Source organism: Flavihumibacter petaseus NBRC 106054, assembly GCF_000974785.1.
GTDB classification, from domain to species: domain Bacteria; phylum Bacteroidota; class Bacteroidia; order Chitinophagales; family Chitinophagaceae; genus Flavihumibacter; species Flavihumibacter petaseus.
Map to the genome: position 1 here is coordinate 614,036 of NZ_BBWV01000004.1, position 22,713 is coordinate 636,748.

26 protein-coding genes are annotated in these 22,713 nt (G+C 49.8%); 17 read left to right on the forward strand and 9 right to left on the reverse strand.

The window, feature by feature from the left end; genetic code table 11:
* Positions 1-21 precede the first annotated feature (21 nt).
* From FPE01S_RS22080 to FPE01S_RS22090, 3 genes are read right to left on the reverse strand one after another with little or no spacing between them, the layout of a single operon-like run.
* Positions 22-663, reverse strand: a complete 642-nt coding sequence (locus tag FPE01S_RS22080) for a tetratricopeptide repeat protein (protein ID WP_046371220.1) — start codon at positions 661-663, stop codon at positions 22-24.
* Positions 660-1,697, reverse strand: a complete 1,038-nt coding sequence (locus FPE01S_RS22085; RefSeq protein ID WP_046371221.1) for a VWA domain-containing protein — start codon at positions 1,695-1,697, stop codon at positions 660-662. Before FPE01S_RS22085 ends, FPE01S_RS22080 begins: the two co-directional genes overlap by 4 nt.
* 37 nt (positions 1,698-1,734) lie before the next feature.
* Positions 1,735-2,553: a penicillin-binding transpeptidase domain-containing protein gene (locus FPE01S_RS22090; RefSeq protein WP_046371222.1), complete on the reverse strand. Its 819-nt coding sequence runs from the start codon at positions 2,551-2,553 to the stop codon at positions 1,735-1,737.
* A 39-nt stretch (positions 2,554-2,592) separates the two neighbouring features.
* On the opposite strand from FPE01S_RS22090, the gene FPE01S_RS22095 reads away from it, so the two are divergent.
* From FPE01S_RS22095 to FPE01S_RS22120, 6 genes are all read left to right on the forward strand, one after another.
* The gene (locus FPE01S_RS22095) at positions 2,593-3,555 is read left to right on the forward strand and encodes an aldose 1-epimerase (RefSeq protein ID WP_052956096.1); all 963 of its coding nucleotides are present in this window, start codon (positions 2,593-2,595) and stop codon (positions 3,553-3,555) included.
* A gap of 23 nt (positions 3,556-3,578) precedes the next feature.
* Positions 3,579-4,340, forward strand: coding sequence for a hypothetical protein (locus FPE01S_RS22100; protein ID WP_046371223.1), 762 nt, complete (start codon positions 3,579-3,581; stop codon positions 4,338-4,340).
* On the forward strand, positions 4,340-4,969 hold the full coding sequence (locus tag FPE01S_RS22105; RefSeq protein WP_046371224.1) for a lysoplasmalogenase: 630 nt from the start codon (positions 4,340-4,342) through the stop codon (positions 4,967-4,969). Before FPE01S_RS22100 ends, FPE01S_RS22105 begins: the two co-directional genes overlap by 1 nt.
* Complete coding sequence (gene nadB / locus FPE01S_RS22110) at positions 4,956-6,557, forward strand: L-aspartate oxidase (RefSeq protein WP_046371225.1); 1,602 nt, start codon at positions 4,956-4,958, stop codon at positions 6,555-6,557. The genes FPE01S_RS22105 and nadB overlap by 14 nt, the downstream gene beginning before the upstream one ends.
* Positions 6,558-6,635: 78 nt before the next feature.
* A complete protein-coding gene (locus tag FPE01S_RS22115; protein WP_046371226.1) occupies positions 6,636-7,538 on the forward strand; it encodes a lysophospholipid acyltransferase family protein in 903 nt (300 codons plus the stop codon).
* A 57-nt stretch (positions 7,539-7,595) separates the two neighbouring features.
* Entirely contained in the window at positions 7,596-8,258 is a 663-nt protein-coding gene (locus FPE01S_RS22120) for a response regulator transcription factor (RefSeq protein ID WP_046371227.1), read from the forward strand.
* A gap of 10 nt (positions 8,259-8,268) precedes the next feature.
* On the opposite strand, the gene FPE01S_RS22125 is transcribed toward FPE01S_RS22120, so the two are convergent.
* From FPE01S_RS22125 to FPE01S_RS25230, 4 genes are all read right to left on the reverse strand, one after another.
* Positions 8,269-9,675, reverse strand: a complete 1,407-nt coding sequence (locus tag FPE01S_RS22125) for an MBL fold metallo-hydrolase (protein ID WP_046371228.1) — start codon at positions 9,673-9,675, stop codon at positions 8,269-8,271.
* 93 nt (positions 9,676-9,768) lie between these two features.
* The gene (locus FPE01S_RS22130; RefSeq protein WP_046371229.1) at positions 9,769-10,113 is read right to left on the reverse strand and encodes an ArsR/SmtB family transcription factor; all 345 of its coding nucleotides are present in this window, start codon (positions 10,111-10,113) and stop codon (positions 9,769-9,771) included.
* 80 nt (positions 10,114-10,193) lie between these two features.
* Complete coding sequence (tsaB, locus tag FPE01S_RS22135; protein ID WP_046371230.1) at positions 10,194-10,877, reverse strand: tRNA (adenosine(37)-N6)-threonylcarbamoyltransferase complex dimerization subunit type 1 TsaB; 684 nt, start codon at positions 10,875-10,877, stop codon at positions 10,194-10,196.
* Positions 10,878-10,888: 11 nt separating this feature from the next.
* Positions 10,889-11,539 carry a 3-hydroxyacyl-CoA dehydrogenase family protein gene (locus tag FPE01S_RS25230; protein ID WP_052956097.1) on the reverse strand — a complete coding sequence of 217 codons (651 nt, stop codon included), beginning with the start codon at positions 11,537-11,539 and terminating at the stop codon, positions 10,889-10,891.
* Positions 11,540-11,570: 31 nt separating this feature from the next.
* Here FPE01S_RS25230 and FPE01S_RS22145 point away from each other — a divergent pair, with 31 nt between their 5' ends.
* Positions 11,571-11,951, forward strand: coding sequence for a RidA family protein (locus FPE01S_RS22145; RefSeq protein ID WP_046371231.1), 381 nt, complete (start codon positions 11,571-11,573; stop codon positions 11,949-11,951).
* Here the strand turns inward: FPE01S_RS22145 and kbl are convergent.
* Entirely contained in the window at positions 11,948-13,129 is a 1,182-nt protein-coding gene (gene kbl / locus FPE01S_RS22150) for a glycine C-acetyltransferase (protein ID WP_046371232.1), read from the reverse strand. The genes FPE01S_RS22145 and kbl overlap by 4 nt on opposite strands.
* Before the next feature lie 159 nt (positions 13,130-13,288).
* On the opposite strand from kbl, the gene FPE01S_RS22155 reads away from it, so the two are divergent.
* The 10 genes from FPE01S_RS22155 to FPE01S_RS22200 all read left to right on the forward strand — a co-directional run bounded on the left by FPE01S_RS22155 (position 13,289) and on the right by FPE01S_RS22200 (position 21,825).
* Positions 13,289-13,507, forward strand: a complete 219-nt coding sequence (locus tag FPE01S_RS22155) for a hypothetical protein (RefSeq protein WP_046371233.1) — start codon at positions 13,289-13,291, stop codon at positions 13,505-13,507.
* A gap of 135 nt (positions 13,508-13,642) precedes the next feature.
* A complete protein-coding gene (locus tag FPE01S_RS22160; RefSeq protein WP_046371234.1) occupies positions 13,643-14,128 on the forward strand; it encodes an RNA polymerase sigma factor in 486 nt (161 codons plus the stop codon).
* Between the two features lie 2 nt (positions 14,129-14,130).
* Positions 14,131-15,228: a hypothetical protein gene (locus tag FPE01S_RS22165; protein ID WP_046371235.1), complete on the forward strand. Its 1,098-nt coding sequence runs from the start codon at positions 14,131-14,133 to the stop codon at positions 15,226-15,228.
* 27 nt (positions 15,229-15,255) lie between these two features.
* Positions 15,256-16,095: an outer membrane beta-barrel protein gene (locus FPE01S_RS22170; RefSeq protein ID WP_083990414.1), complete on the forward strand. Its 840-nt coding sequence runs from the start codon at positions 15,256-15,258 to the stop codon at positions 16,093-16,095.
* A 115-nt stretch (positions 16,096-16,210) separates the two neighbouring features.
* On the forward strand, positions 16,211-16,618 hold the full coding sequence (locus FPE01S_RS22175) for a DUF4332 domain-containing protein (protein WP_046371236.1): 408 nt from the start codon (positions 16,211-16,213) through the stop codon (positions 16,616-16,618).
* A 26-nt stretch (positions 16,619-16,644) separates the two neighbouring features.
* Positions 16,645-17,139: a BON domain-containing protein gene (locus FPE01S_RS22180; RefSeq protein WP_046371237.1), complete on the forward strand. Its 495-nt coding sequence runs from the start codon at positions 16,645-16,647 to the stop codon at positions 17,137-17,139.
* A 10-nt stretch (positions 17,140-17,149) separates the two neighbouring features.
* Positions 17,150-17,524: a LysM peptidoglycan-binding domain-containing protein gene (locus FPE01S_RS22185; protein ID WP_046371238.1), complete on the forward strand. Its 375-nt coding sequence runs from the start codon at positions 17,150-17,152 to the stop codon at positions 17,522-17,524.
* Between the two features lie 144 nt (positions 17,525-17,668).
* A complete protein-coding gene (locus tag FPE01S_RS22190; protein ID WP_046371239.1) occupies positions 17,669-18,223 on the forward strand; it encodes a L,D-transpeptidase family protein in 555 nt (184 codons plus the stop codon).
* Positions 18,224-18,453: 230 nt separating this feature from the next.
* Entirely contained in the window at positions 18,454-20,526 is a 2,073-nt protein-coding gene (locus tag FPE01S_RS25235) for a T9SS type A sorting domain-containing protein (protein ID WP_169749211.1), read from the forward strand.
* A 78-nt stretch (positions 20,527-20,604) separates the two neighbouring features.
* Positions 20,605-21,825, forward strand: a complete 1,221-nt coding sequence (locus FPE01S_RS22200; protein WP_169749212.1) for a 1-acyl-sn-glycerol-3-phosphate acyltransferase — start codon at positions 20,605-20,607, stop codon at positions 21,823-21,825.
* Here FPE01S_RS22200 and FPE01S_RS22205 read toward each other — a convergent pair.
* The coding region (locus FPE01S_RS22205; RefSeq protein WP_046371241.1) for an AMP-binding enzyme at positions 21,806-22,713 on the reverse strand (908 nt) is incomplete at its 5' end. The genes FPE01S_RS22200 and FPE01S_RS22205 overlap by 20 nt on opposite strands.

A 22,713-nucleotide genomic window follows, 5' to 3' on the forward strand; every position in this document is an offset into this window, starting at 1 on the left:
ATTGAGAGGCAAAAATAGGATTTACCAGTCTTTCTCCGGTTTATTGGGGCTGCCGCCCTTTTGCTGCATTTTCTTTTGAACTTCCTTTTCTTTCTGTTCGAGTGCTTTCAGCAATTGCTCTACCTGCTTCTGGTTCAACCGGCTTTGCGGTGGAGGTGTCTGATTTTTCTTATCCTGTTGCTGATCTTTTTTCTGCTGTTGCTGCTGTTGTTGTTGCTGCTTCTGCTGCTGTTGCTGTTTTTCCCGGAGCGCTTTCTGCAGGTTCTCTCTTGCCTGCTTGTCATCCGGATCAAGTTTCAAGGCAGCTTTCCAGGCTTCAATGCTTTCGTCCAGCTGCTGTTGTTGCTGGTGCAGCACGCCTTTATCGTAATACGCACGTTCCTGGATGTCTTTGGCGGTGCTATTGGTGGTGGTAGCGGCGATCAGTTTATCGTAGCTCTCCAGGGCAGCAGGTTTATCGCCTTTCCTGGCCAGGGTATTGGCCCGGTTGTAGCCAGCTGTACGGTCTGCCGGATTGCGGGCAATAGCCTTATCGTATTCGGCGACCGCTTCATCAAATTTGCCTTCCTTATTCAGTTTGTTGCCTTCCCGAACGGCTCCGTCCTGCCCCATCACCCCGGTTGCGGTAAAACTGAACAGCATTATAGCTATAATGGATCTCATTTGTTTGAATTGGAAGGGGAAACAAAAATGGCATCCGCTTTCTTTTGCCGGATGCGTTCCGGCAACAGCAGTTCAGCCAGTAACAGCAACAATGCCAGCCCGACGAGGTAATAATAGTACGTGTTAAAATGTGCAAAGGACTCATCTTCCAGGTCCTTTTTTTCAATCCCTGCAAGCTGGCTGCGCAGCGATGCTGCCGCTGCAGTGGCATCCTGGAGATAAACATAGATCCCGTTTCCGGTTTGCGCCAGTTCCCGCAATTGCGCTTCATTAAGTTTCGTGATCACCGTATTGCCTTCAGCATCTTTTTTAGTGTCATTGGTAGCAGGATCGAAAATGGTGGCACCTTCTGGTGAACCAATGCCGACAGTATTGATCATCACACCGCTGCCGGCCAGATCTTTGACAATCCTGAGTGCTTCGGGGTCATGGTCCTCCCCATCAGAAATCAGGATGACTGCCTTGTATTTTTTGTCTTTATTGTTGAAAGCGGAACCGGCCATCCGCAGCGCTTCGCCGATCACCGTTCCCTGGGTAGGAACCGCATCGGGACCAGCATTCTGCAGGTACAGTTTTGCTGCGGCAAGATCAGTGGTCAGCGGCATCTGGAGATAGGCTCTTCCTGCGAACCAGATCAGGCCGAGGCGGTTATCACCGAGATTATCAATCAACTGGCTGACCAGCAGCTTTGCGCGATCCAGCCGGGTCGGCTTGATGTCCTGGGCCAGCATGCTCTTACTGACGTCCAGCAGGATCATGACATCAAGGCCCTTTTTATGCTGAGGACCACTTTCGCTTCTTGTTTGGGGATTGGCAGCAGCGAGTATCAGCAACACGAGTGCGAAACCCGCCAATAGCGATTTTAACAGGAATTTGCGGGAGGAAAACTCCGCCGTCAGGCGGTCGATCAGCCATTTATCTCCAAGCCTGGCCCTGGTCTTCTGCTTCCATCGCTGCAACAGCATATAAAACAATATGCCGATGGGAACCAGTCCCAACAGGGTTAATAGCCAGATATTTTCAAACTTGAACAAATTGCAGTTTTCGGTGACACATCAAAAAAGAAGCCAGCTATCTTTTTCCTTCCATAAATCCCAGTTGCTTCAGGCACTTTTTGAGGATTTCCATGCGAACTTGCGGAATGTCCGTTCGCCCGGCAGCCAACCTGATCTGTAGAACGAAAAAGTAGGGGTGTTTATTCTCCTCAATCCAACCGATGACCCAGGCGATATTGTCACCGTTTTCCGCATGCTCCCAACCGGTCTTGTAGCTCAGTTGGTAGTTGGCATTATCTTCCATCAGCATCATCCTTCTCACGATTTCCATCGTTCTGTGCTGGAAGGGCAGCTGATCAAAATATAATTTTTTAACCAATCCCAGCTGTTCATCGGGCGTTACCTTGATCGTATTGTCGAGCCAGAAAGTATCGATTGTTCCGATGGGCGTCCGGGTATAACGACGGGCATAGCCGAGCGTATCCAGCCAGCGTTGCATATTTTCCTTTCCGATCCTGCGGGCCAGTTCCTGGAACCAGGGAACTGCTGAATACCGGAAAGCACGGTACATGCTCAGGTCCTGGTTCCATTCCGGTACCCTGCGCACCACCCCATCCCACGGGATTACCGTACTGTCGTCTTTCACTATACCCGATTCCAGTCCGATCAGGGAATTGACAACCTTGAAAGTGGAAGCAGGCAGAAAGGTACTGTCCCGGAACTGTTTGGTATTGCTGACAATAAAATCTCCCTGGCCATTATCGAAAAGCCCGAAACAACCGGTTACTTTATTGTCCTGGAAATATTTATCCAGCGAAACATCTTCCCTGACATTATTGGGCGAGCATGCCACTACCGATACCGCCAGACCGAAGAAAATTAACCACAGACGCATGAAATCAAATTGTGGCGCAAAGTTAGGTAGTTTTGCCCCATGAGTTTCCGTATTTCCCATTCCACAGCCGCAGGCATTCCGCTGGTACAGCTGCACGATGATTCATTATCCACCACTGTTTCCATCATACCGCATGCAGGCGCCATGTTGCACGGTTTTAGTACAGTAATGGACGGGCAGGTTGTTAACGTGATTGATCATTATCCGGATGCAACAAACCTTGATCGTGAACTTTCGCTCAGTTACAAGAGCAGCAAGCTGTCGCCATTTCCCTGCAGGATCGAAAAGGGAAGATATTCCTTTGAGGGGAAAGCCTATCAGTTTGACCGGCTTTTCCCTGATGGATCTGCCATTCACGGGCTGTTGTTCGATCGTCCCTTTGAAGTTACCAGGCAGGACGTCACCAGCTTTATGGCCACCGCGGTATTTCAATATGATTACCCGGCCGATGACGCCGGATATCCTTTTCCTTACCGCTGTGTGATCAGCTATGCCCTTTTCCCCGGAAACAAACTGCAGCTGCAGACGACAATCTCCAATACCGGTAGTCAGAAAATTCCCATTGGCGATGGCTGGCACCCCTATTTTCAGCTGGGAGGCCAGGTGGATCAATGGACCCTGAAATTCCCCGCAGACGGGATGCTGGAATTCAACGATCAGCTGCTCCCTACGGGCCGGATGCTGGAAGCTGATGACTTCAGAAGCGGCATTGTCATCGGGGACCGTCAGCTTGACAACTGCTTTTTGCTGGATGCCAATTCACCGGGTCCGGTTTGCACTCTCGGTCGCCCCGAAACAGGTTGGTCGATCGATTTCTTTACCGATGGCCAGTATCCGTTTTTACAGTTGTATATCCCGCCGCACCGGCAAAGCATTGCGATAGAAAACCTGAGTATGGCGCCCAACGGATTTCATAACCAGATGGGGGTGACAATACTGGATCCCGGCGAATCGAAAACGCTCACAGTATTCTACCAGTTAAATACCGGGGAAACCGCGTAATTTGTAGCATTATTCTAAATATTATGAAGAAGATAAAAATTTTACTTGCCCTCGGTATTGCTGTTTGTTTTACAGCCTGTATTCAGATAGACGAGGAGGTAGAATTGAAAAGTGACGGCTCCGGAAAGATGAAAGTTCATTCCGACATGGGCAAGATGTTTGAGATGCTGAAAGGATTTGCATCTGAGGAAGAAATGGCGAAGGAGGGGATGGGACGTGAAATGGATACCACGATCCTGATGAAAGACCTGGTTGACACCGCCACGAATATGACTGCCGAGAACAAGGCTTTACTCCGGAACGGCGTGCTGAACCTGAAGATGAACATGAAGAACAATGTGTTCCTGCTTGACATGGCTTATCCTTTCAGCAACCTGGCAGATGCCAACAAGCTTTATACTGCAATGAACCAGGGCGGCATGATGGGCAATGTATTTAAAGGGCTGAACCCAGCCGCAGGTGGTGGCGAAGGCGAAAGTGACGGGCTCGGCAAGATCGGCAACATGTACGACGTAAAGCTGAGCAATGGTGAGTACAGCCGTACGCTCAATAAAACCCGTTACGACAGCGTGATGAACGATCCGAAAGTGCAGGAATCCAAAGGAATGATGGCGATGATGGGTGACATGTCTATGAACCTGACCGTAAAACTTCCGAGACCAGCGAAGACAGTCAGCAATCCCAAAGCAACCTTGTCAGGCGATAAAAAAACAGTATACCTTAAAAATGACCTGCTGATCGCACTCGATTCACCGAAAAATATGGAAATCGTAATCCGGTATTGATGCGGTTTAAAGGATGGCTCCCGGGTTATCTGACCGTCGCGCTGTTACAACTAATCGCATTGGCAGCCGGATGGGAATGGTTACGCTTTGTTTCCAAACCATTGCTGATGCTGATTCTCCTGTTTGCTCCGACTAACGGATGGATCAGAACAGCACTTGTCTTTTCCTGGCTCGGTGATATTTTCCTGTTGAATGAAGGAGAACATTATTTTATGGCCGGACTGGCTTCCTTTCTGGCAGCGCACGTTTTTTACATCATAGCATTCTGGCGGAAACGGCGCGACAGCCAGCCCCGCAAGCCATGGAATCTCTATGTTGTGGCCGGCACAGGTGTTTATGCTGCAGTCTTTTTTCTCTGGTTGCAGCCCCATCTTCCGGGTGGCCTCAGGCTTCCGGTATTGTTGTACACCCTCGTCATAGCAGCGATGTTTATTTTCTCTTTTTTCACCAACTATTTTTGCATAGCCGGCGCTGCCCTTTTCCTGGTTTCTGACAGCCTGCTGGCGACGAACAGCTTTTACCAGCAATTTACCGGCGGATCGTTTCTGGTGATGCTGACTTATATTTCGGCGCAATTACTAATCGTTTTGGGAAGCCCGGAACAAACTATCAAGGATGAAAAGAACTGACTACCTCGTGATTGGCTCGGGCATTGCAGGCCTCACCTATGCTTTGAAAATGGCAGCGAGGTTTCCTGACCGGACCGTCACTGTCGTTACAAAAGCTGCTGCCGACGAAACGAATACCAAATATGCACAGGGCGGCGTTGCCGGTGTAACCGATTTTGAGAACGACAGTTTCGATAAACATATCAACGACACCCTTGTGGCAGGCGATGGCCTCTGCAATCCGCAGATCGTGGAAATTGTGGTGAAAGAAGGCGTGGAGAGGATCCGGGAGATGATCGCCTGGGGCGCACAGTTTGACAAAGACGCCGACGGAGATTATTCATTGGGACGGGAAGGCGGTCACAGCGAGTTCAGGATTCTGCATCATAAAGATGTTACAGGAAAAGAAATGGAAAGGGTATTGCTGGAAAAAATTGGCAGTTACCCCAATATAGAATTTGTAAAACACTGGTTTGTTATCGACCTGATCACCCAGCACCACCTGGGCTACCTGGTAACGAAGAGTACACCAGACATTGAATGTTACGGTGTATATGCGTTGAATACCCATACCAACCAGATTGAGACCATTCTTGCCGGATCCACTTTGCTGGCCACCGGAGGCAATGGACAGGTGTACCGGTCAACTACCAATCCCGCTATAGCAACGGGTGATGGCGTGGCCATGTTATACAGGGCCAAAGGAAGGATTGAGAACATGGAGTTCATCCAGTTTCATCCTACCGCGCTTTATGAACCGGGCGTGGGCGGTCAGGCTTTCCTGATCACGGAAGCGGTGCGGGGAGACGGTGGCATCCTGCGCAATAAAAAAGGAGAAGCCTTCATGGCTGCTTACGATGAACGCAGGGATCTCGCTCCGCGGGATATCGTTGCACGGGCAATCGACAGCGAAATGAAGATCGGCGGTACGGAATATGTTTACCTCGACTGCCGCCATATGAACCGCGAAAAGTTTATTCATCACTTTCCGAATATTTTTGAGAAATGCCTTTCCATCGGGATCGACGTTTCCCAGCATATGATCCCGGTTGCGCCGGCAGCACATTACAGCTGCGGCGGCATCAAAACCGATGAATGGGGCAGAACTTCCATCCGCAACCTGTATGCAGCAGGAGAATGTGCTTCCACAGGACTACACGGAGCGAACCGGCTTGCCAGCAACTCCTTGCTGGAAGCGATGGTATTTGGCAACCGTGCATTCGAAAAAGCGGCAGAAGCAACCGGCACCATCATTGCGGCGGAACGGGTGCCTGACTGGAATACCGCCGGTACTACGGACCCCCATGAGATGATCCTGATCACACAAAGCCTTAAGGAACTGCAGTTGCTGATGAGTGATTATGTGGGCATCGTGCGGACCAACACGAGGCTGGAGCGTGCGATGAAGCGGCTAGACCTTTTGTGGTCGGAAGCCGAACAATTATATGAGGCAAGCACGGTTTCCCCTCAACTGGGTGAATTGCGCAATATGATTACGGTAGCATACCTGATCGTAAAAGGCGCCCAGTTCCGTAAGGAGAGCAGAGGCCTGCATTTTAACACTGATTACCCGGATAAAAGCCCGCTGCTGCAGAACATTGTATTGTAAATACCGTGTTTTTCTCCCCCTCTCCGGTTTGGACAGCCCAAACCCTGCCATTATTTTTGATTTCTGAACAGCTCACACATGTATTATATCGTTTATGGATTATTGTATGCCGTTTCACTGCTGCCACTCTGGCTGCTCTATGGCATTGGCGATCTGATACGGGTACTGCTGTTCCGGGTTTTCGGATACCGGAGAAATGTAGTGCGGGGAAACCTGGCCATCGCATTTCCTGAAAAAAGTGCCGCGGAGCGGGAAAAGATCCGGAGTGACTTTGAACACCAGTTTGTAGACACGTTTATTGAAACCATCAAATTGTTCTCGGCCGGCAAAGGATTCATCATGAACCGCGTCACCGGCAATTTCCATGTGCTCAATGAATTGTATAACGGTGGCCTGGTCAGAGCACAGGTACATATGGGCCACAATTTCAACTGGGAAATGCTCAATCTGGCCTACCCCTATTATTTCAGGTACACCCTCCTTGCCGTATATATGCCGCTCCAGAACAAAGTGATGAACCGGGTTTTTCTGAAGTTGCGAAGCAGAACAGGAAACGTTATGTTACCGGCAACCGATATGCGAAAGGCCATGCTGCCCCACCGGTCAAGTCATTTTCTTGTAGGGCTGGTGGCAGATCAGGTTCCCGGAAACATGGACAAAGCCTGGTGGCTGAATTTCTTTGGCGTGCCCACTCCCTTTGTATCCGGACCTGAAAAGGGAGCTGCAGCCGGTAACCTCCCGGTAATATTTGCACACGCCTACAGAGTGCGGCGCGGACACTACTATCTCTATTTGGAAGTGGCTTCTGAAGCACCTCATGACCTGCCCAAAGGAACACTAACCCGCCAGTACCGCGATTTTCTTGAACGGGTGATGCGCGAAAACCCGGGTGGGTGGCTCTGGAGCCACCGCAGGTGGAAAAAGAAATGGGACAGCGCCTATACTGCACAGTGGATCGATAATACCCCGCCTCCGTTATAACCGGATACTGACCTCGTACCCTCAGTTTGCATTCCCTCGTAGTTAAAATAATACATCATGCGCCGTTTTAATGTGGTGTTGGTGGAAGACCACACCTTATTGCGGAAGGGCCTTGTGTCACTGGTTGAGCGATTTGAGGAGTACAAGGTCGTTCTTGAAGTTTCCAATGGAAAAGAGCTTTCCGAAAAACTGGATCCGGCATGCCTTCCGGACCTGATCCTGATGGACATCAACATGCCGGAAATGGATGGCTACAGTACAACCAGCTGGGTTAAGCGCACTTACCCGGACATTAAAGTGCTGGCACTTTCCATGTATGACACAGAAAATGCGATCATCCGGATGTTTAAGGCAGGGGCCCGCGGCTACATCATGAAATATTGTGATCCGGGCGATCTCCGTTTCGCAATGGATTCTGTGACTAAAAAAGGCTATTACTATTCCGAAACTGTCACAGGAAGGCTGATCCATACCATCAACCAGTATGAAGACCTGGAGTCCCTGGACCAGATCAACCCCCTTTCAGTGCTGAATGACCGGGAACTCGAGTTTCTCCGGTTTGCCTGCACCGAAATGACCTACAAGGAAATTGCAAGCAGGATGTACCTGAGTCCAAGAACAATAGATGGCTACCGTGATGCACTGTTCGACAAGCTCCGGCTGAAAACCCGGGTCGGCCTGGTGACCTTTGCAATCCGGAACGGCATTGTTTCCATCTGAACAACTGATGTCAGTTCAGCATACTGGTTTCCTTTTCTACGGGAACCGAACCCAGTGCGCTGATTGATTTCCAGCCACCGTTCACGTTCCGGAGATTATGGATCCCCTGGCGTTTGAAAAGACTGGCAGCGATAACGCTGCGGTAACCGCCGGCGCAATGGAGATATAGATTATGCTGTTCCTCCAGGTTGGCCATGGTTGCAGGATCATTAAGATCTGAGAGGTTCAGGTTGATCGCGCCGGCAACATGCCCGTCAGCAAATTCAGCAGGCTTACGAACATCTACTACCACCAGGTTCGGGTCATGCGGAAGGTCCATTGCCAGTTCATCTGCGTCAACGGAAATGATCATATCGGTTGGAAATCCTTCCTGCTCCCAGGCTGCATAACCGCCCGAGAGGTAACCTATGATATTTTCAAACCCTACCCTGGCCAGCCGGACGAGTGACTCCTCGGCTTTGCCATCGGAAGTGATCAGCACAACAGGCGTATCAAATGACAGCAGGCTGCCCGCCCATTCAGCATAACGGCCTTCCAGTCCGATGCTGACAGAACCTGGAACAAAACCGTCTACAAACTCAATTGCGGGACGGGTATCGAGGAGGACCAGTTGTTCTTTTTCCAGGTTGGCGCGCAATTGTGGTGCTGTGATGGGGCGCATCCCTTTTCTCATGACATCTTCCATAGTTCCGTATCCTTCTTTGTTGATCCGTGCGTTCAGTGAAAAATAAGCAGGAGGCTCGTCCAGTCCTTCAGTGACAGCTTTGATAAATGAGGCTTTGTCAGTTGCCTGCAGCGCATAGTTCTGCTGGCGCTGGGTGCCGATTGTGCTGTAGGTTTCAGGTCCCAGCTGTTTACCGCAGGAACTGCCCGGACCGTGTGCAGGATAAACCACCACTTGATCGGGCAGGGTGACGATCTTTTGCTGAAGCGAGTCAAACAGCAGACCAGCCAGTTCTTCTTTGGCAAGGTTGCCGCTGCTCAGATCGGGCCGGCCTACATCGCCAACGAAAAGTGTGTCTCCCGTGAAAATTGCCTGTGGTTCACCCTGATCATCTTTCAGGAGATAGCACGTTGACTCAATGGTATGCCCTGGGGTATGCAATACTTCAAGGGTAATAGCGCCGAGCTGAAATACCTCTCCGTCTTTGGCCAGGTGAATAGGATAGTTGGTCTTCGTGTTTGGGCCAAATACGATGGGTGCGCCGGTTACTTTGGACAGATCGAGGTGCCCGCTGATGAAATCGGCATGAAAATGCGTTTCGAATATATATTTTATAACTGCATTCCTGGATTTCGCCAGATGAGTATATTCTTTAATATCACGGAGCGGATCGATAATAGCTGCTTCACCGTTGCTTTCGATATAATAAGCAGATTCGGAGAGACAGGATGTATAAAGCTGTTGAATAAACATGCCTGGACGGATACAAAAAGTCAAAAGTCAACTCCCAAACGGCTACTGACAGGTAACACGCAGGGGATTGACTTTTGACTATCGGGTTAAAACTTAGTTAGTGATAATTTCTTCTACACAACGGCTGATCTCAAGAATCCTGGGCTCGTTGAGACGGTAATAAATAAATTTTCCATCACGTTCTGTTTTAACAATACCAGCGCGACGCAGGATTGCGAGGTGCTGAGATGCAACAGATTGTTCCAAACGGAGCCGTACATAAATTTCTGTAACGGTCAGTTTTTCATTTTCTTCCAACAATTTCATGATTTGCTGGCGGAGCTTGTGGTTCATAGCCCTAAGGGTGAGGGCCGCCTTCTTTACGTGTAAGAAATCAACTTTCATTTCAGAGCCTTCTAACTCGTTTACCACTAGAAAATTTCCTGCTACTGTGTTCATGTCTGAGAATTGGATTTAATAATTTCTACGATTGCCTTAACCTTAACATGCAAATTTACATATGAAATTTTTAAAATGCTTCATGTTTTTGCTTTTCCGGGGCTGTAAAAAGCTTTTACGTAATGTGGCTCAGCGTAGGCCAAATCCGAAAACGCTTGCTGGGCGTACATTTCAGCGGCCAGGCGGGTGGTTGCTGTAGTCGTATCCGCCATCACGGACCAAACCAATCCGGGGGTTTTTAACAGGTCTTTACATTTCTCCGCGCCGCTTCCGAACAGGTAAATATTTCCCCGGCCAGCCCAGCGCTCAAGGGTTTCCGGTTCGAGAATTACTGCCTCGGCCTCCTGTAACTGGTTGCCATTCAAGTCATAAACAGCCATATAGACTTCCATCCGACGTGCATCGATCATCGGACACAATACACCCTGGATGTCAATATCCGGTCGTACAGTTTCAGCCATTATCCTGAGCGTGTCAATGCAAATTAATTTTTTATCTAATGCGTAACAAATTCCCTTGGCAGTAGATAAGGCAATCCTTAACCCGGTATAAGACCCTGGTCCGGCAGAAACCGCAACAGCATCAACGGCTTGCAGCGTTAGATTCAGATCTTCGAACAGCGAAGCGATAGCCGGTTGCAACCAGGCTGCCTGTTCTTTCTGGTCATTCATCTGGCGGGACGCCAGGATGTCGACACCCCGGCTGACGGCAATTACGGCCTTGTCCAGCGCAGTGTCAATAATTAACATCAGGGGCAGGTACATGAAGAAAAAATTCAATTGGTAGAGTGGTTCGCAATGACGCCTGACAGGCCGGAGGCAGGCTGATAACGGGGATTTCCGGCAGCCATTTGCTTCAGCAGGGTATATACATTCCGGAGGCCGATCTTCTCTGCCCATTCAAACGGGCCGAAAGGATAATTGGTTCCGCACCGCATTGCCACATCAATTTCCGTAGTGTGACTAACACCTTCTTCCGCAGCCAGAAATGCCTCATTAATGATCATCGAAATGATGCGTGGCCTGACCAGTCCCGGTTGATCGGGCACCATTTTCCAGCACCAGCCACAGTTTTCTGCTGCCCGTACTACCGGATCAGGCAGCTGGCCCGATGCCGAAGCACATTCCAGTAATGGCTGGCTGGAAAAACCGTTCCATCCGTTATACCTGATAAAACCCTGTGGCAGTTCCGCACAGGTGTGGATCACTTCGTTAACCATTATGATGGCCGGAGTTTTTCTGGCCAGTGCTTCCATCCGGGATGTTTCAAAACGAAAATCTGCATCAATGTAAATGTCTGCCGAAGCCTGCAGAAAATGTTCCAGATCATGATGGTAATGGATATTCACCAGCGCGGGGTCATTGGCGACCAGCAATTCCTGTCCGGATGGGCAACAAATGGCAACATTGATCTGCGGCGAAGACATCTGTAAAGGTACAAAGCAATTAATTTTGGGCATGCAAAAAAACATTATCAATACCCCCCAGGCCCCTGCGCCGATCGGCCCTTACAGCCAGGCTGTACAGGCAGGTCCCCTGCTTTTTATCTCCGGCCAGGTAGCTTTCGAACCAGCAACAGGAAACCTGATGACAAGTGATATTCCGACGGAAACCCGCCAGGTGATGGAAAACCTGAAAGCCATCTTACTGGAAGCCGGTCTTGATTTCAATCATGTGGTTAAAACAACCATTTTCCTGAGCGACATGGCAAATTTTTCCGCCGTCAATGAAGTATACGGTCAGTACTTTACAGACGCCTTCCCTGCCAGGGAAACCGTTGCCGTAAAAGGATTGCCCAGAAACGTAAACGTTGAAATCTCGATGATCGCTGCAGTCTAATCAGCAATCTTTGCTTTTACCCGGGTGAATGCTTCGATAGCCTTATCGAGGTGTTCACGGGTATGGGCTGCACTCAGCTGAACACGGATGCGCGCCTGGCCTTTGGCCACCACCGGAAAGAAAAATCCGATCACATAGATCCCTTCTTCAAGCAGTTCCGCAGCAAAACGCTGGGCTACCACGGCATCATACAGCATGATCGGTACAATGGGGTGATCACCCGGTTTAATATCGAATCCGGCAGCTGTCATTTTCTCCCGGAAGTAACGTGTATTTTCTTCCAGCCGGTCGCGCAGATCGGTCGTGCTGCTCAGCATGTCGAGCACAGCAATGGAAGCACCCACGATCGAAGGAGCGACGGTATTGCTGAAAAGATAGGGACGGCTGCGCTGGCGCAATAATTCAATTACCTCTTTTCTGCCGCTGGTAAAGCCTCCTGAAGCACCACCCAGGGCTTTACCCAATGTTCCGGTGATAATGTCGATCTTTCCCATAACCCCCCTGTATTCGTGCGTACCCCGGCCGGTTTTACCCAGAAAACCGGAAGAATGGCATTCATCGATCATCGTGATGGCGTCATATTTTTCGGCGAGCGCTACAATCTCATCCAGCCTGGCAATGGTGCCGTCCATGCTGAAGGAGCCATCCGTAACGATTATCCGGCTTCTTGCAGAAGAAGCCTCCTTCAGCTTTGCCTCCAGGTCTTCCATATTATTATGCTTGTAGCGGAAGCGCTGTGCTTTACACAGGCGGACGCCGTCAATAATGGAAGCATGGTTGAGCTCGTCTGAAATAATAGCATCCTGTTCGCCAAAGAGGGGTTCGAAAACACCGCCGTTGGCGTCGAAAGCTGCTGCGTATAATATTGTGTCTTCTGTTCCGAGAAAGTCCGCAATCTTCTTTTCAAGGGTTTTATGGATATCCTGGGTACCACAGATAAACCGCACACTGCTCATGCCATATCCATGAGTCCGGATCGCCTCATGTGCCGCTTCGATCACAGCAGGATGGGATGACAATCCCAGGTAGTTATTGGCACAGAAATTCAGCACCTTTTTACCATTTACCGTAATCTCAGCACCCTGCTCACTGGTGATTACCCTTTCCCGCTTAAATAAACCGGCGCTGTTGATTTCATCTAATTCCTCCCGGATGCGGGTGACAAACTTCTCATTCATTGTAAATGGTTTAGGTCGCAAAAATAGGAAGATTCAGAACCTGCCGCTGCCGTAGGCGAAACCGTTTGCATAGTTTTCATGAGGCATTGCATTTAACTTTTTTTAACGCGTAACTGTAACAAACCGCTACTAATTTGCGTCCAAGAGAAAAACCTGATCATGAAAATGTTTGCCTTTGGGAAGATTGTGCTGATTCTGGTTGCACTGGCTTTGGTTTCACTGAAGATCCAGTCGACGTCAGGCAAGACTTCCTGCCGGGAAATGAAAAAGAAAAGTGGACGCGAAGCCGTGGTATGCCCGGCCAGAGAGGAAACTCCCCGCGAGCCCGGGGCTTCCATTATCGGCGACTCGATGTCTGACAATTTATTATCAGGATAGCTGTAAATCAATTAGTTACCATTTCACAACACGAAAGCCTGCGGAATTCCGCAGGCTTTTTTTGTAAACTGTAACTTTAAGGGCTGGTGGTGCGTATAACTATCAAACCTTCAGGAGAATTCAAGCAGACTGTTTATGACAGAAAGGGAATACAACGAATGTGTACGGCAATATGCGGATAACGTATATCGCTTTATCCTAAAAAACCTCCGGCATGAAGAAGATGCCAGGGATGTGGTTCAGGGGGCATTTGAAAAGATGTGGCAGCACCGTGAGGAAGTGTCTTACGAGAAATGCAAGAGTTATTTGTTTACTGTGGCTTACCACCAGATGATCGATCACCTGAGAAAGTCCAAAAGAGTGGTGCTGAAAGAAAGTTTCGGGGAGCAGGTGCAGGTGATGAACAAACCGGCCAACAACCTGAAAAAAGTACTGGATGAAGCCCTGCAGCGTTTGAGTGAAACCCAGCGGAGCCTTGTGTTGCTGAAAGATTATGAAGGGTATAGTTATGAAGAGATCGGCAAAATAACATCGCTCAGTGAAAGCCAGGTAAAAGTTTACCTGCACCGTGCCAGAATACAATTGAAGAATTACCTGGTTAAACCAGAAAATGTAATATAACCATGAACATCAACCGCGATAATTACGAATTGTTTTTCCTGCTTTATGCAGACAAGGAGTTGTCTGCTGCAGAAAGACAGGCCGTTGATGCCTTTGTGGAACAGCATCCCGACCTGAAAGCTGAGCTGGAAATGCTATTGCAGACGGTTCTTCCCGCCCTGGAAACCAGCTTTCCTGATAAGGAAGCCCTCTTCAGAACAACCGATACCACCAGCCTGGTCAATATGACCAACTATGAATCCTACTTTGTGCGGTATCATGATGATGAACTGAACAATGAGGAGAAAGCAGCAACGGAGCTGTTTGTTTACCAGAACCCCGAATGCCAGCCGGATTTTGAACTGATCCAGCAGTGCCGCCTGATGCCTGAGAAAACAATCGTGTTCCCGGATAAGCAGTCCCTGTATCGAAAAGAAAAGAAGGCCGGTGCCACCGTGATCGGTCTCTGGGTAAGAATAGCAGTTGCCGCCATACTGTTGCTGCTGGCTGGTTTGTACTGGCTGAAACCCGGAAGCGGCACTGACAGGCAGCAACCTGGTATCGCGCAGGCGCCAAAAGCAACCAAAGACAGCAGGAAGGAAACCACACCAGTGGTAGCGCCTGCTCAACAGCCCCCGCAGGAACTTGCTGCAGCCGATGCAGTAAAGGAGATTAAACGTGAAACTGTCACCAGCGCGCCGGCAGCCATCAATGGCAATAAAATCAAAGAAGCCGGTACCCGTAGCAATAACGATGAGCAGGAAAGTGCTTCGCAGCTTGCGGTAAATGAACAGCCGTCCAGTACACATGAGCTGACCCCTCAGACCAGTGTACCCACTACAACCCTGCAACCTGAAAAACCCGAAGTGGCAGCTACTGGAAACCTGCAACCGGTTCAGGCCACTACACAACCCGTTTATGTACAGGTTGCCGAGAAATCGCCCTCACAGGAAGACTATGTGTTTGTGCAGAATGACGATCGTAACAATGACCAGCTGAGTCAGAAGAAGCCACTGCGTGGTTTGCTGAGAAAAGCCAGCAGGGTAATAGAACAGAATAATCCATTAGGTGCAGAAAGAAGAAGACAAGGTGTGTTCACTGCATCTGCAGAGTCGCAATAATCAACCCATCATACGAAAAAAAAAGATATGCTAAAGAAGATGAGCCTCTTGGCCCTGGCAGGTATTTTCTGCCTCCAGACGCAGGCCCAGACAGACACCACGGCAAAGACGCCCGCGAAACCCGCCGATACCATGCACATCGGGAACATTATCATCCTGAAGAACGGTGCCCCCTCGAGCAGCAGCAGCAACGACTGGGAATACTACGTCAATAAAAAAAGAAAGAGTTACCCCGCCAATATTGAAACAGAATGGGTAATGGTAGACCTCGGTTTCAGCAATTTCAACGACAAGACCAATTACGCCAGCCTGACCAGTGGCTTCGGTGCCGGCAGCAATGAATCATGGTTCAACCTCCGCAACGGAAAATCCATGAACGTGAACATCTGGTTCGTGATGCAGAAGCTGAACGTATACAAACATGTGGTGAACCTGAAATACGGTATCGGGCTTGAGTTGAACAACTATATGTTTGATACCAACCTGCGGTTTGACAAGAATCCGGCAAGGGTTTACATCGACCAGATTGACTATAGTAAGACCAAACTCGCTGCTGACTATCTTACTGTACCGATCATGATCAATTTCAACTTCACACCCCGCAATTCCTCCTTCAGAACCTTCGGTGTGAGTGCCGGTATCAGCGCAGGATACCTGTACAGCAGCCGGAACAAATTTGTGAGCAGTGAAACCGGAAAGGACAAAGTGAAGGGTGATCTCGGCCTGAATGACTTCAAACTGGCATACATAGCCGAAGTGATGCTGGGACCCATAAAACTATACGGCAGCTATGCATTTGAGTCCATGTACAAAGACGGACTCGATCATACGCCCTACAGCTTTGGAATCAGGCTCGGTTACTGGTAGCAGACAGGAACAACCTAAAATTATATGCAGCCGGCAAGGGTTAACTTAAAAGAAACCCCTGCCGGCTGTTTCATTTTGAATTTTCCCTAAATTAGATATTCAAAGATTCAGGAATATGAGTTACCCGGTTATCGATATTGAAGGCATTGGAGAAACCTATGCAGCAAAGCTGGAACAGCATGGCATCCGTACAACCAGTGATCTGCTGGCGAAGGGCGGCACAAAAGCGGGAAGGGAAGTACTGGCTGCGGGAACGAAGATCCCGGAAACCCTGATCCTTACCTGGGTGAATCACGCGGATTTATTCCGCATCAATGGTATCGCCGGGCAGACTGCCGAGCTGCTGGAAGCTTCAGGAGTGGATACCGTTAAGGAACTGGCAGCAAGAAATCCGTCCAATCTGCACAATAAACTGCTGGAGGTTAACCAGCAATTCGGGCTCAGTGGCAAAGTACCTTCTGAAGAAACATTGCAGGGTATGATCCTTGCAGCGCAGGCTCTCGAACAGAAAGTGTTCCATTGAGTGCATTAATCATAAAACCTACAAGTATGAAACAGCAAATTGGCAGGATGCTGGCATCACTGCTACTGATGTCGGCTCTGGCTTTAACGGGATGCGGGCCTAAAGACGCGGACATTGAAAAAAACGTAGCGACGGCCATTTCAGCTTATCCGGGCGTTAGTGTTGCGGTAAAAGACGGTGTTGCCACGATCAGCGGCCAGGTGCCGGACGAAAGTACCAGGGCCAGCGTGGAAGCTGCCGCAAAAGGTGTTAAAGGGGTAAAATCTGTCAGCAATAACCTGACTGTACCTCCGCCACCCCCACCACCGCCACCGGTCACCATTAACCCGGACGAAACACTCCAGAGTTCCGCCAACCAGGTGCTGGCAGGATTTGACAATGCGAAGGGTGTGAAAGCGACGGTGAAGGACGGCGTGGTGACGTTGACCGGAACCATCAAAAGAGCCGACCTGCCGGGCCTGATGCAGAAACTGAATGAAATCAAGCCGAAAAAAGTAGAAAACAAACTGGTCATCAAATAAACTTTAAACCATGGGACTGCAGGATAAATACAAGGCAGTAATCGATGCTGCCACCGCCCAGGGCGTCAGTGATCTCCTTGTGAGGGAACAGGATGGCGTATTATATATAGATGGTACTGCGCCGAGCAGCAATGCCAAACAGCAGGTATGGGACGTTTATGAATCAGTGAACCCTGATTTCAGGGATTCCGATGTGGTGATGAACCTTTCGGTGGCTGCCGGAGGAGAAGAATCCTATACCGTAAAAAGCGGCGACAACCTCAGTAAAATCGCTAAGAAATATCCCGGACTGTCGTGGAAGGACATTTACGAGGCGAATACGGACAAGATCAAGAACCCGGATCTTATACAGCCGGGATGGGAATTACGCATCCCCCAGAAATGATATAACAGCTTCATTATCAGGCGAAGACCATTCCATTCCGGGATGGTCTTCGTCGTTTATAAAAGTTTTTCCACATCTGAAATATTAGGCGATATGGCAACGTTTTTGTTCCTAACCGACCCGAAGCGTTAAAATCTGAAAACTATGTTATCCAGACTATCCGTATCCCTGGGCCTGATTTGTACCGTTGGCCTGTTTTCCTTCTCTGGTGATCATTACCGCACCGTCCGTTTCAACAGGTTGAACGGCGAATTGAACGGCACCCCCCACATTATTATCGACAAATCTGACTACGAGCTGAGCGTCTATGATGATGACGGCTGGTATGCGACCTACCCTGTGGTTTTCGGTGAGAAGACCGGCGGCGACAAGATGTGGCAGGGCGACCGGAAGACTCCGGAAGGTGAATTCAAGATCGTTACGAAAAGACCAGACAAGAAATGGGGTAAAATGATGCTGATTGATTACCCGACCCCGGTTGATGTAGCCAGGTTCAAGGAGCGAAAAGCCAAGGGGCTGATCCCTGCCGGAAAGACCATCGGAGATGGTATCGGCATCCATGGTACCTGGGAGCGTGACGACATGGCTGTTGACTATATGCAGAACTGGACCAATGGCTGTATCAGCCTGAAACGCAATGAAATGGAAGAAATCTATACTATGATACCCATTGGCACAAGGGTGAGTATACGAAAATGATTTTTTAACCCCGTCACGGGCCAAAAAATTTTAGCCATATCATTAGATATGGCTATTTTTGTTTTGTAACTTACGTATTACAAAGTCTCATATATCCTGGTAGAGTAACCAAATTTCCAATCCCTTTTTCGTAGAGAATTAGCTGTTTGCCGTGCCTGGTAAGGGCCCGGTTATGCTTTTTATCTAAAAACTTATTGTTTATGAACCTCAATTCTACCAAATACTCTACCATGAGAAGACTTGTACACCTAACCTTATTCGTTTTATTTGCGCCTGTGTTTGCACTTGCTGCAGACCGTTACTGGGTGGGTCCGTTGATACCTCCCCCGTTTCCTTCCGACTGGAACAATACTGCCAACTGGTCCACAACGCTCGGCGGTGCAGGCGGTGCAAGTGTACCTGGTACTGCCGATGTGGCGATCTTCACCAGTACAGCCAATACACCGTACCTGCTGTATTTTACTAACGATATCAGCGTTCAGACAATACGGGTAACCAGGAACTTCCCTCCCGGAAACATCCAGGTTCCAAATGTGACATTTGCGGGGAACGTGACACTTTCTGCCAACACAAGCCTGCAGGTACTGGCCGGGAATGTGACAGTAGGGGGCACACTTACTTCAGCAGGTGATGTGATCGTCGGCACAGCGGGTTCAGGCAACCCTACTGCTACACTCAGTGTAACCGGTAATACAACCTTCAACAACACTGGCAGAAGTACTGCAGTGAACTCAGTTGGCGCGGGTCAGATTAACTTTTCGGATCTCACCGTGAATACAGGTGCATCTAACGTAATATTCGGATCTTCTCCTGCAGGCCGCTATAACGTAAACGGCAACCTCCTGCTACAATCAGGCGCGATCAACAGTACCGGAACAGGAGGCAACAAAGGCATGCTTTACCTGTATGGAAACCTGACTGCTGTGGCAGGTGCACGGGCTTCTGATATTAACCTTAACTTCCTGGGAACTGAAGACCAGACAATTACTCTGGGTACCGGTTCTCAAAATATCCTCAACGGTAACATCGAGCTGAACCTTACGGATCCTGCTACACTGACCCTGGGCTCACCGGTGGTTCTCGACCAGGCCGGACAGGTGTTAACTTTCGTTACTGGCGTCGTGAACACTACTGCTGCCAACTACCTCGGATTTGCCGGTACTGCCAACTGGACAGGCGCCAGCAGCCTGAGTTACGTTGACGGCCCTGTTCGCAAAACCGGTACAACTGCCTTCACCTTCCCGGTTGGTGACAATGGCGTTTACGCTCCAATCCATATTTCAGGCGGTGGTGGCGCTACCCCGGCAACGCAGTTTACAAACGCCCTGAATAACATCAACGGTGCCGCTCCGACTTATGAAGGTCAGTATGTTGCCAGCAGCCCGCTTCCCACTTTCCCGAATACTGTTCCACCAGTAAGCAGCGGTCTGCCTGTTGCTGTGAGCAACCAGGAATACTGGACTCTTCGTTATGTGGGCACTGCCCCCTACCGCGATCCCCAGGATGATGCCAATGCGCCATTTATCTGGCTGTCATTTGAAGATCAGAGAAGCGGTGGCCTTACAGAACCGTCTTCAATCGGAGTTGTAAACTGGAAGACCAATACCTGGGATGTGCTTGGCGGCAGCAACGCTACCACCACTGCTCCTGATGGCCTGACCTACACAAGAGCTACTGCAGCTGCTTACACAGTTGCTGACAACAACCCCGTTTTCACTATCGGTACTACCAACCATATTGCCAACCCGCTGCCTGTGACCTGGCTCGACTTCACCGGTCGCTACGCCAACGGCACCACCCTGCTGAACTGGACTACCAGCATTGAAAAAGACAACGCTGAATTCACCGTTGAACGTTCCGCAGACAGCCATGACTTCACCGCCATCGGTACGGTAGCAGGCAAAGGCACCAGCAACCTGACGAACTATTATAACTTCACTGACGGTGCTCCACTGAATGGTGACAGCTACTACCGCATCAAACAAACAGATTTCGATGGTAAATTCTCTTACAGCAAAACCATCCGTGTTTCTGTTAACGGTAACAGCACAGCAGGCGTCCGCCTGTTCCCGAATCCGCTGAATGCTTCCCAGCAACTGACTGTTGAGAACAGCAGCCTGAAGAACAAGAAGGTTACTGTTTCTATCATCAGCGCAGCCGGCGCCATTGTTCGCCAGGAGCAGGCTACTTTCGGATCAGACAGCCGTCTCCGCCTGAACGTAACCAACCTTACCAAAGGCTCTTACTTCCTGCGGGTACAGTACAACGATCAGAAAGACATTAAAGCCTTCATCGTACAATAAGCAGAAACTGACTATATTGAAGCCCCCCTGCCGTGCAGGGGGGCTTTTTTTATGTTGTATGCCACTGTAAAAATCCTGATGCGCTGCGCCCTCAACCTCTTCTATACAAGGATCGGTTCGAAGGACCTGCAGCTAATTCCGGATAAGGGACCGGTCATCCTCATTGCCAATCATCCTTCCTCTCTCATGGATGCCGCTTTGCTTGGCGTACAACTCAAAAGGCCTCTTCACTTCTTTGCCAGGGGTGACCTTTTCCGAAATGCGTTTGCAGCATGGATCCTCCGCAGGCTGCACATGCATCCGATCCACCATCACCAGAACGGCAGATCCACCCTGAACGATAATGACGACAGTTTTGAAGTGGCGATGCAGTTACTGGAAGCTGGTGAAATAGTACTTTTTTTCCCCGAGGGGATCAGCCAGACAGCCTACAGGTTACTGCCCTTCAAAAAAGGCGCATTCCGCCTGGCTGTTCAGATGGCCATGAAAAACAGCGCTCAACCCTGCCCGGTAGTTCCTGTCGGTATAAACTATTCCCACCCGAAACTCCCGTTCAGCCAGGTCTGGATCCATGCCGGCACACCATTTCTTCCCGCACACGTACCTTCAGAAGCAACCGATACACAGGCTTTTAACCAGGTCGTGCGGCTGCTCACCCTGAAAGGCGCTCACGCGATCAGCCAGCTGGTCATCGCCGATGACCACCACCCGGTTGAGCTTGCAGAAGCCATGTTTGTTTACAGGAATAATGCAACAGATCCTGATCCGTCACTGATGATCAGTAATGAAATCCAATTCGCCCGCAAGATAAGCAGTCAGCATAACCGCTACCTGGCGGAGATCAATCTTTACCGTGAAGCAAGATTACGCTGTGGCGTCACGCCCACCGCGCCAAGGTTTCTGAAAGACCGGAGCCTCTCTTCGTGGCCTTTATGGCTGGGCTTCCCTGCCGCCGCCATCGGCTGGCTTTTGAATGCGCTGCCTTTACAGGTGGGCAAATGGATTGCCGATAAAAAAGTAACCCGTGAAGATTTTTATTCCTGGGTTTTGGTAGTAGTAAGCCTCTTCCTTTACCTGTTCTGGTGGCTGGCCATAACATTACTCACCGGTATCATTGCAGGTAAAGCGATGGCTTTGACAACTGCCATCGCTTTACCGCTATCCGGGTATGCGGCCTGGAAATACTATCAATATTTTGTCGCCTGGAAAGATTGCCGGGCTGTCCGGCAATTGAACACGGTTCAAAAAGCCGTACTGGAAGACCTGGCTGCGGGAATCCTTACAGCCGCCCCTGTTTGATCTCCTCCACTACAGCAGGATCAAGGAGCGTTGACGTATCGCCCAGTTGCTCGATCTCGCCTTCCGCAATTTTCCGGAGAATACGCCGCATGATCTTGCCGCTTCTTGTTTTAGGTAACCCGGTAACAAACTGGATCTTATCCGGCTTGGCGATGGGACCGATAATCCGGCTGACTGTCTGCGTGATATCCTGCCGGCTCAGCTTCTCATCGCCATGGCTGCTCTGATAAATCACAAAGGCGTAGATACCCTGCCCCTTCACATCGTGCGGGTAACCCACCACTGCACTTTCCACAACGCCGGCATGCATGTTGATGGCATTCTCCACTTCGGCAGTACCGATCCGATGACCGCTCACGTTCAGTACATCATCCACACGGCCGGTGATCCTGTAGTTGCCCCGGGCATCGCGGTAACAGCCGTCACCTGTGAAGTACAGGTTCTCATAGGTGGCAAAATAGTTGGTGCGGCATCTTTCGTGATCCCCCCAGGTCGTGCGGATGATCGACGGCCAGGGAAATCGGATGCACAGGTTCCCGGTTACATCATTGCCCGTTACTTCGTCTCCTTTTTCATCTACCAGTACTGGTTGAACGCCGGGAAGCGGAAGCGTTGCATAGGAAGGAACACCAGGCGTTATACCGGCCATATTGCTGATCAGGATACCGCCGGTTTCAGTCTGCCACCAGGTGTCCACGATCGGACAACGTTTTTTACCAACATGTTCATCGTACCAATGCCAGGCTTCTTCATTGATCGGCTCTCCCACGGTACCCAGTACTTTCAGCGAAGACAGATCCTTGTTCTGCAATGGCCCAAGACCGAATCCCATCAGTGAACGGATCGCCGTTGGTGCAGTATACAGAATGTTCACGCGGTATTTGTCCA

What these genes read in the sequence shown, in the direction of transcription:
- FPE01S_RS22080 (WP_046371220.1), bottom strand. Translation starts at nt 663, where the DNA reads ATGAGATCCATTATAGCTATAATGCTGTTCAGTTTTACCGCAACCGGG.
- FPE01S_RS22090 (WP_046371222.1), bottom strand. Translation starts at nt 2,553, where the DNA reads ATGCGTCTGTGGTTAATTTTCTTCGGTCTGGCGGTATCGGTAGTGGCA.
- FPE01S_RS22095 (WP_052956096.1), top strand. Translation starts at nt 2,593, where the DNA reads ATGAGTTTCCGTATTTCCCATTCCACAGCCGCAGGCATTCCGCTGGTA.
- FPE01S_RS22100 (WP_046371223.1), top strand. Translation starts at nt 3,579, where the DNA reads ATGAAGAAGATAAAAATTTTACTTGCCCTCGGTATTGCTGTTTGTTTT.
- FPE01S_RS22105 (WP_046371224.1), top strand. Translation starts at nt 4,340, where the DNA reads ATGCGGTTTAAAGGATGGCTCCCGGGTTATCTGACCGTCGCGCTGTTA.
- nadB (WP_046371225.1), top strand. Translation starts at nt 4,956, where the DNA reads ATGAAAAGAACTGACTACCTCGTGATTGGCTCGGGCATTGCAGGCCTC.
- FPE01S_RS22115 (WP_046371226.1), top strand. Translation starts at nt 6,636, where the DNA reads ATGTATTATATCGTTTATGGATTATTGTATGCCGTTTCACTGCTGCCA.
- FPE01S_RS22120 (WP_046371227.1), top strand. Translation starts at nt 7,596, where the DNA reads ATGCGCCGTTTTAATGTGGTGTTGGTGGAAGACCACACCTTATTGCGG.
- FPE01S_RS22125 (WP_046371228.1), bottom strand. Translation starts at nt 9,675, where the DNA reads ATGTTTATTCAACAGCTTTATACATCCTGTCTCTCCGAATCTGCTTAT.
- FPE01S_RS22130 (WP_046371229.1), bottom strand. Translation starts at nt 10,113, where the DNA reads ATGAACACAGTAGCAGGAAATTTTCTAGTGGTAAACGAGTTAGAAGGC.
- tsaB (WP_046371230.1), bottom strand. Translation starts at nt 10,877, where the DNA reads ATGTACCTGCCCCTGATGTTAATTATTGACACTGCGCTGGACAAGGCC.
- FPE01S_RS25230 (WP_052956097.1), bottom strand. Translation starts at nt 11,539, where the DNA reads ATGTCTTCGCCGCAGATCAATGTTGCCATTTGTTGCCCATCCGGACAG.
- FPE01S_RS22145 (WP_046371231.1), top strand. Translation starts at nt 11,571, where the DNA reads ATGCAAAAAAACATTATCAATACCCCCCAGGCCCCTGCGCCGATCGGC.
- kbl (WP_046371232.1), bottom strand. Translation starts at nt 13,129, where the DNA reads ATGAATGAGAAGTTTGTCACCCGCATCCGGGAGGAATTAGATGAAATC.
- FPE01S_RS22155 (WP_046371233.1), top strand. Translation starts at nt 13,289, where the DNA reads ATGAAAATGTTTGCCTTTGGGAAGATTGTGCTGATTCTGGTTGCACTG.
- FPE01S_RS22160 (WP_046371234.1), top strand. Translation starts at nt 13,643, where the DNA reads ATGACAGAAAGGGAATACAACGAATGTGTACGGCAATATGCGGATAAC.
- FPE01S_RS22165 (WP_046371235.1), top strand. Translation starts at nt 14,131, where the DNA reads ATGAACATCAACCGCGATAATTACGAATTGTTTTTCCTGCTTTATGCA.
- FPE01S_RS22170 (WP_083990414.1), top strand. Translation starts at nt 15,256, where the DNA reads ATGCTAAAGAAGATGAGCCTCTTGGCCCTGGCAGGTATTTTCTGCCTC.
- FPE01S_RS22175 (WP_046371236.1), top strand. Translation starts at nt 16,211, where the DNA reads ATGAGTTACCCGGTTATCGATATTGAAGGCATTGGAGAAACCTATGCA.
- FPE01S_RS22180 (WP_046371237.1), top strand. Translation starts at nt 16,645, where the DNA reads ATGAAACAGCAAATTGGCAGGATGCTGGCATCACTGCTACTGATGTCG.
- FPE01S_RS22185 (WP_046371238.1), top strand. Translation starts at nt 17,150, where the DNA reads ATGGGACTGCAGGATAAATACAAGGCAGTAATCGATGCTGCCACCGCC.
- FPE01S_RS22190 (WP_046371239.1), top strand. Translation starts at nt 17,669, where the DNA reads ATGTTATCCAGACTATCCGTATCCCTGGGCCTGATTTGTACCGTTGGC.
- FPE01S_RS25235 (WP_169749211.1), top strand. Translation starts at nt 18,454, where the DNA reads ATGAGAAGACTTGTACACCTAACCTTATTCGTTTTATTTGCGCCTGTG.
- FPE01S_RS22200 (WP_169749212.1), top strand. Translation starts at nt 20,605, where the DNA reads ATGCGCTGCGCCCTCAACCTCTTCTATACAAGGATCGGTTCGAAGGAC.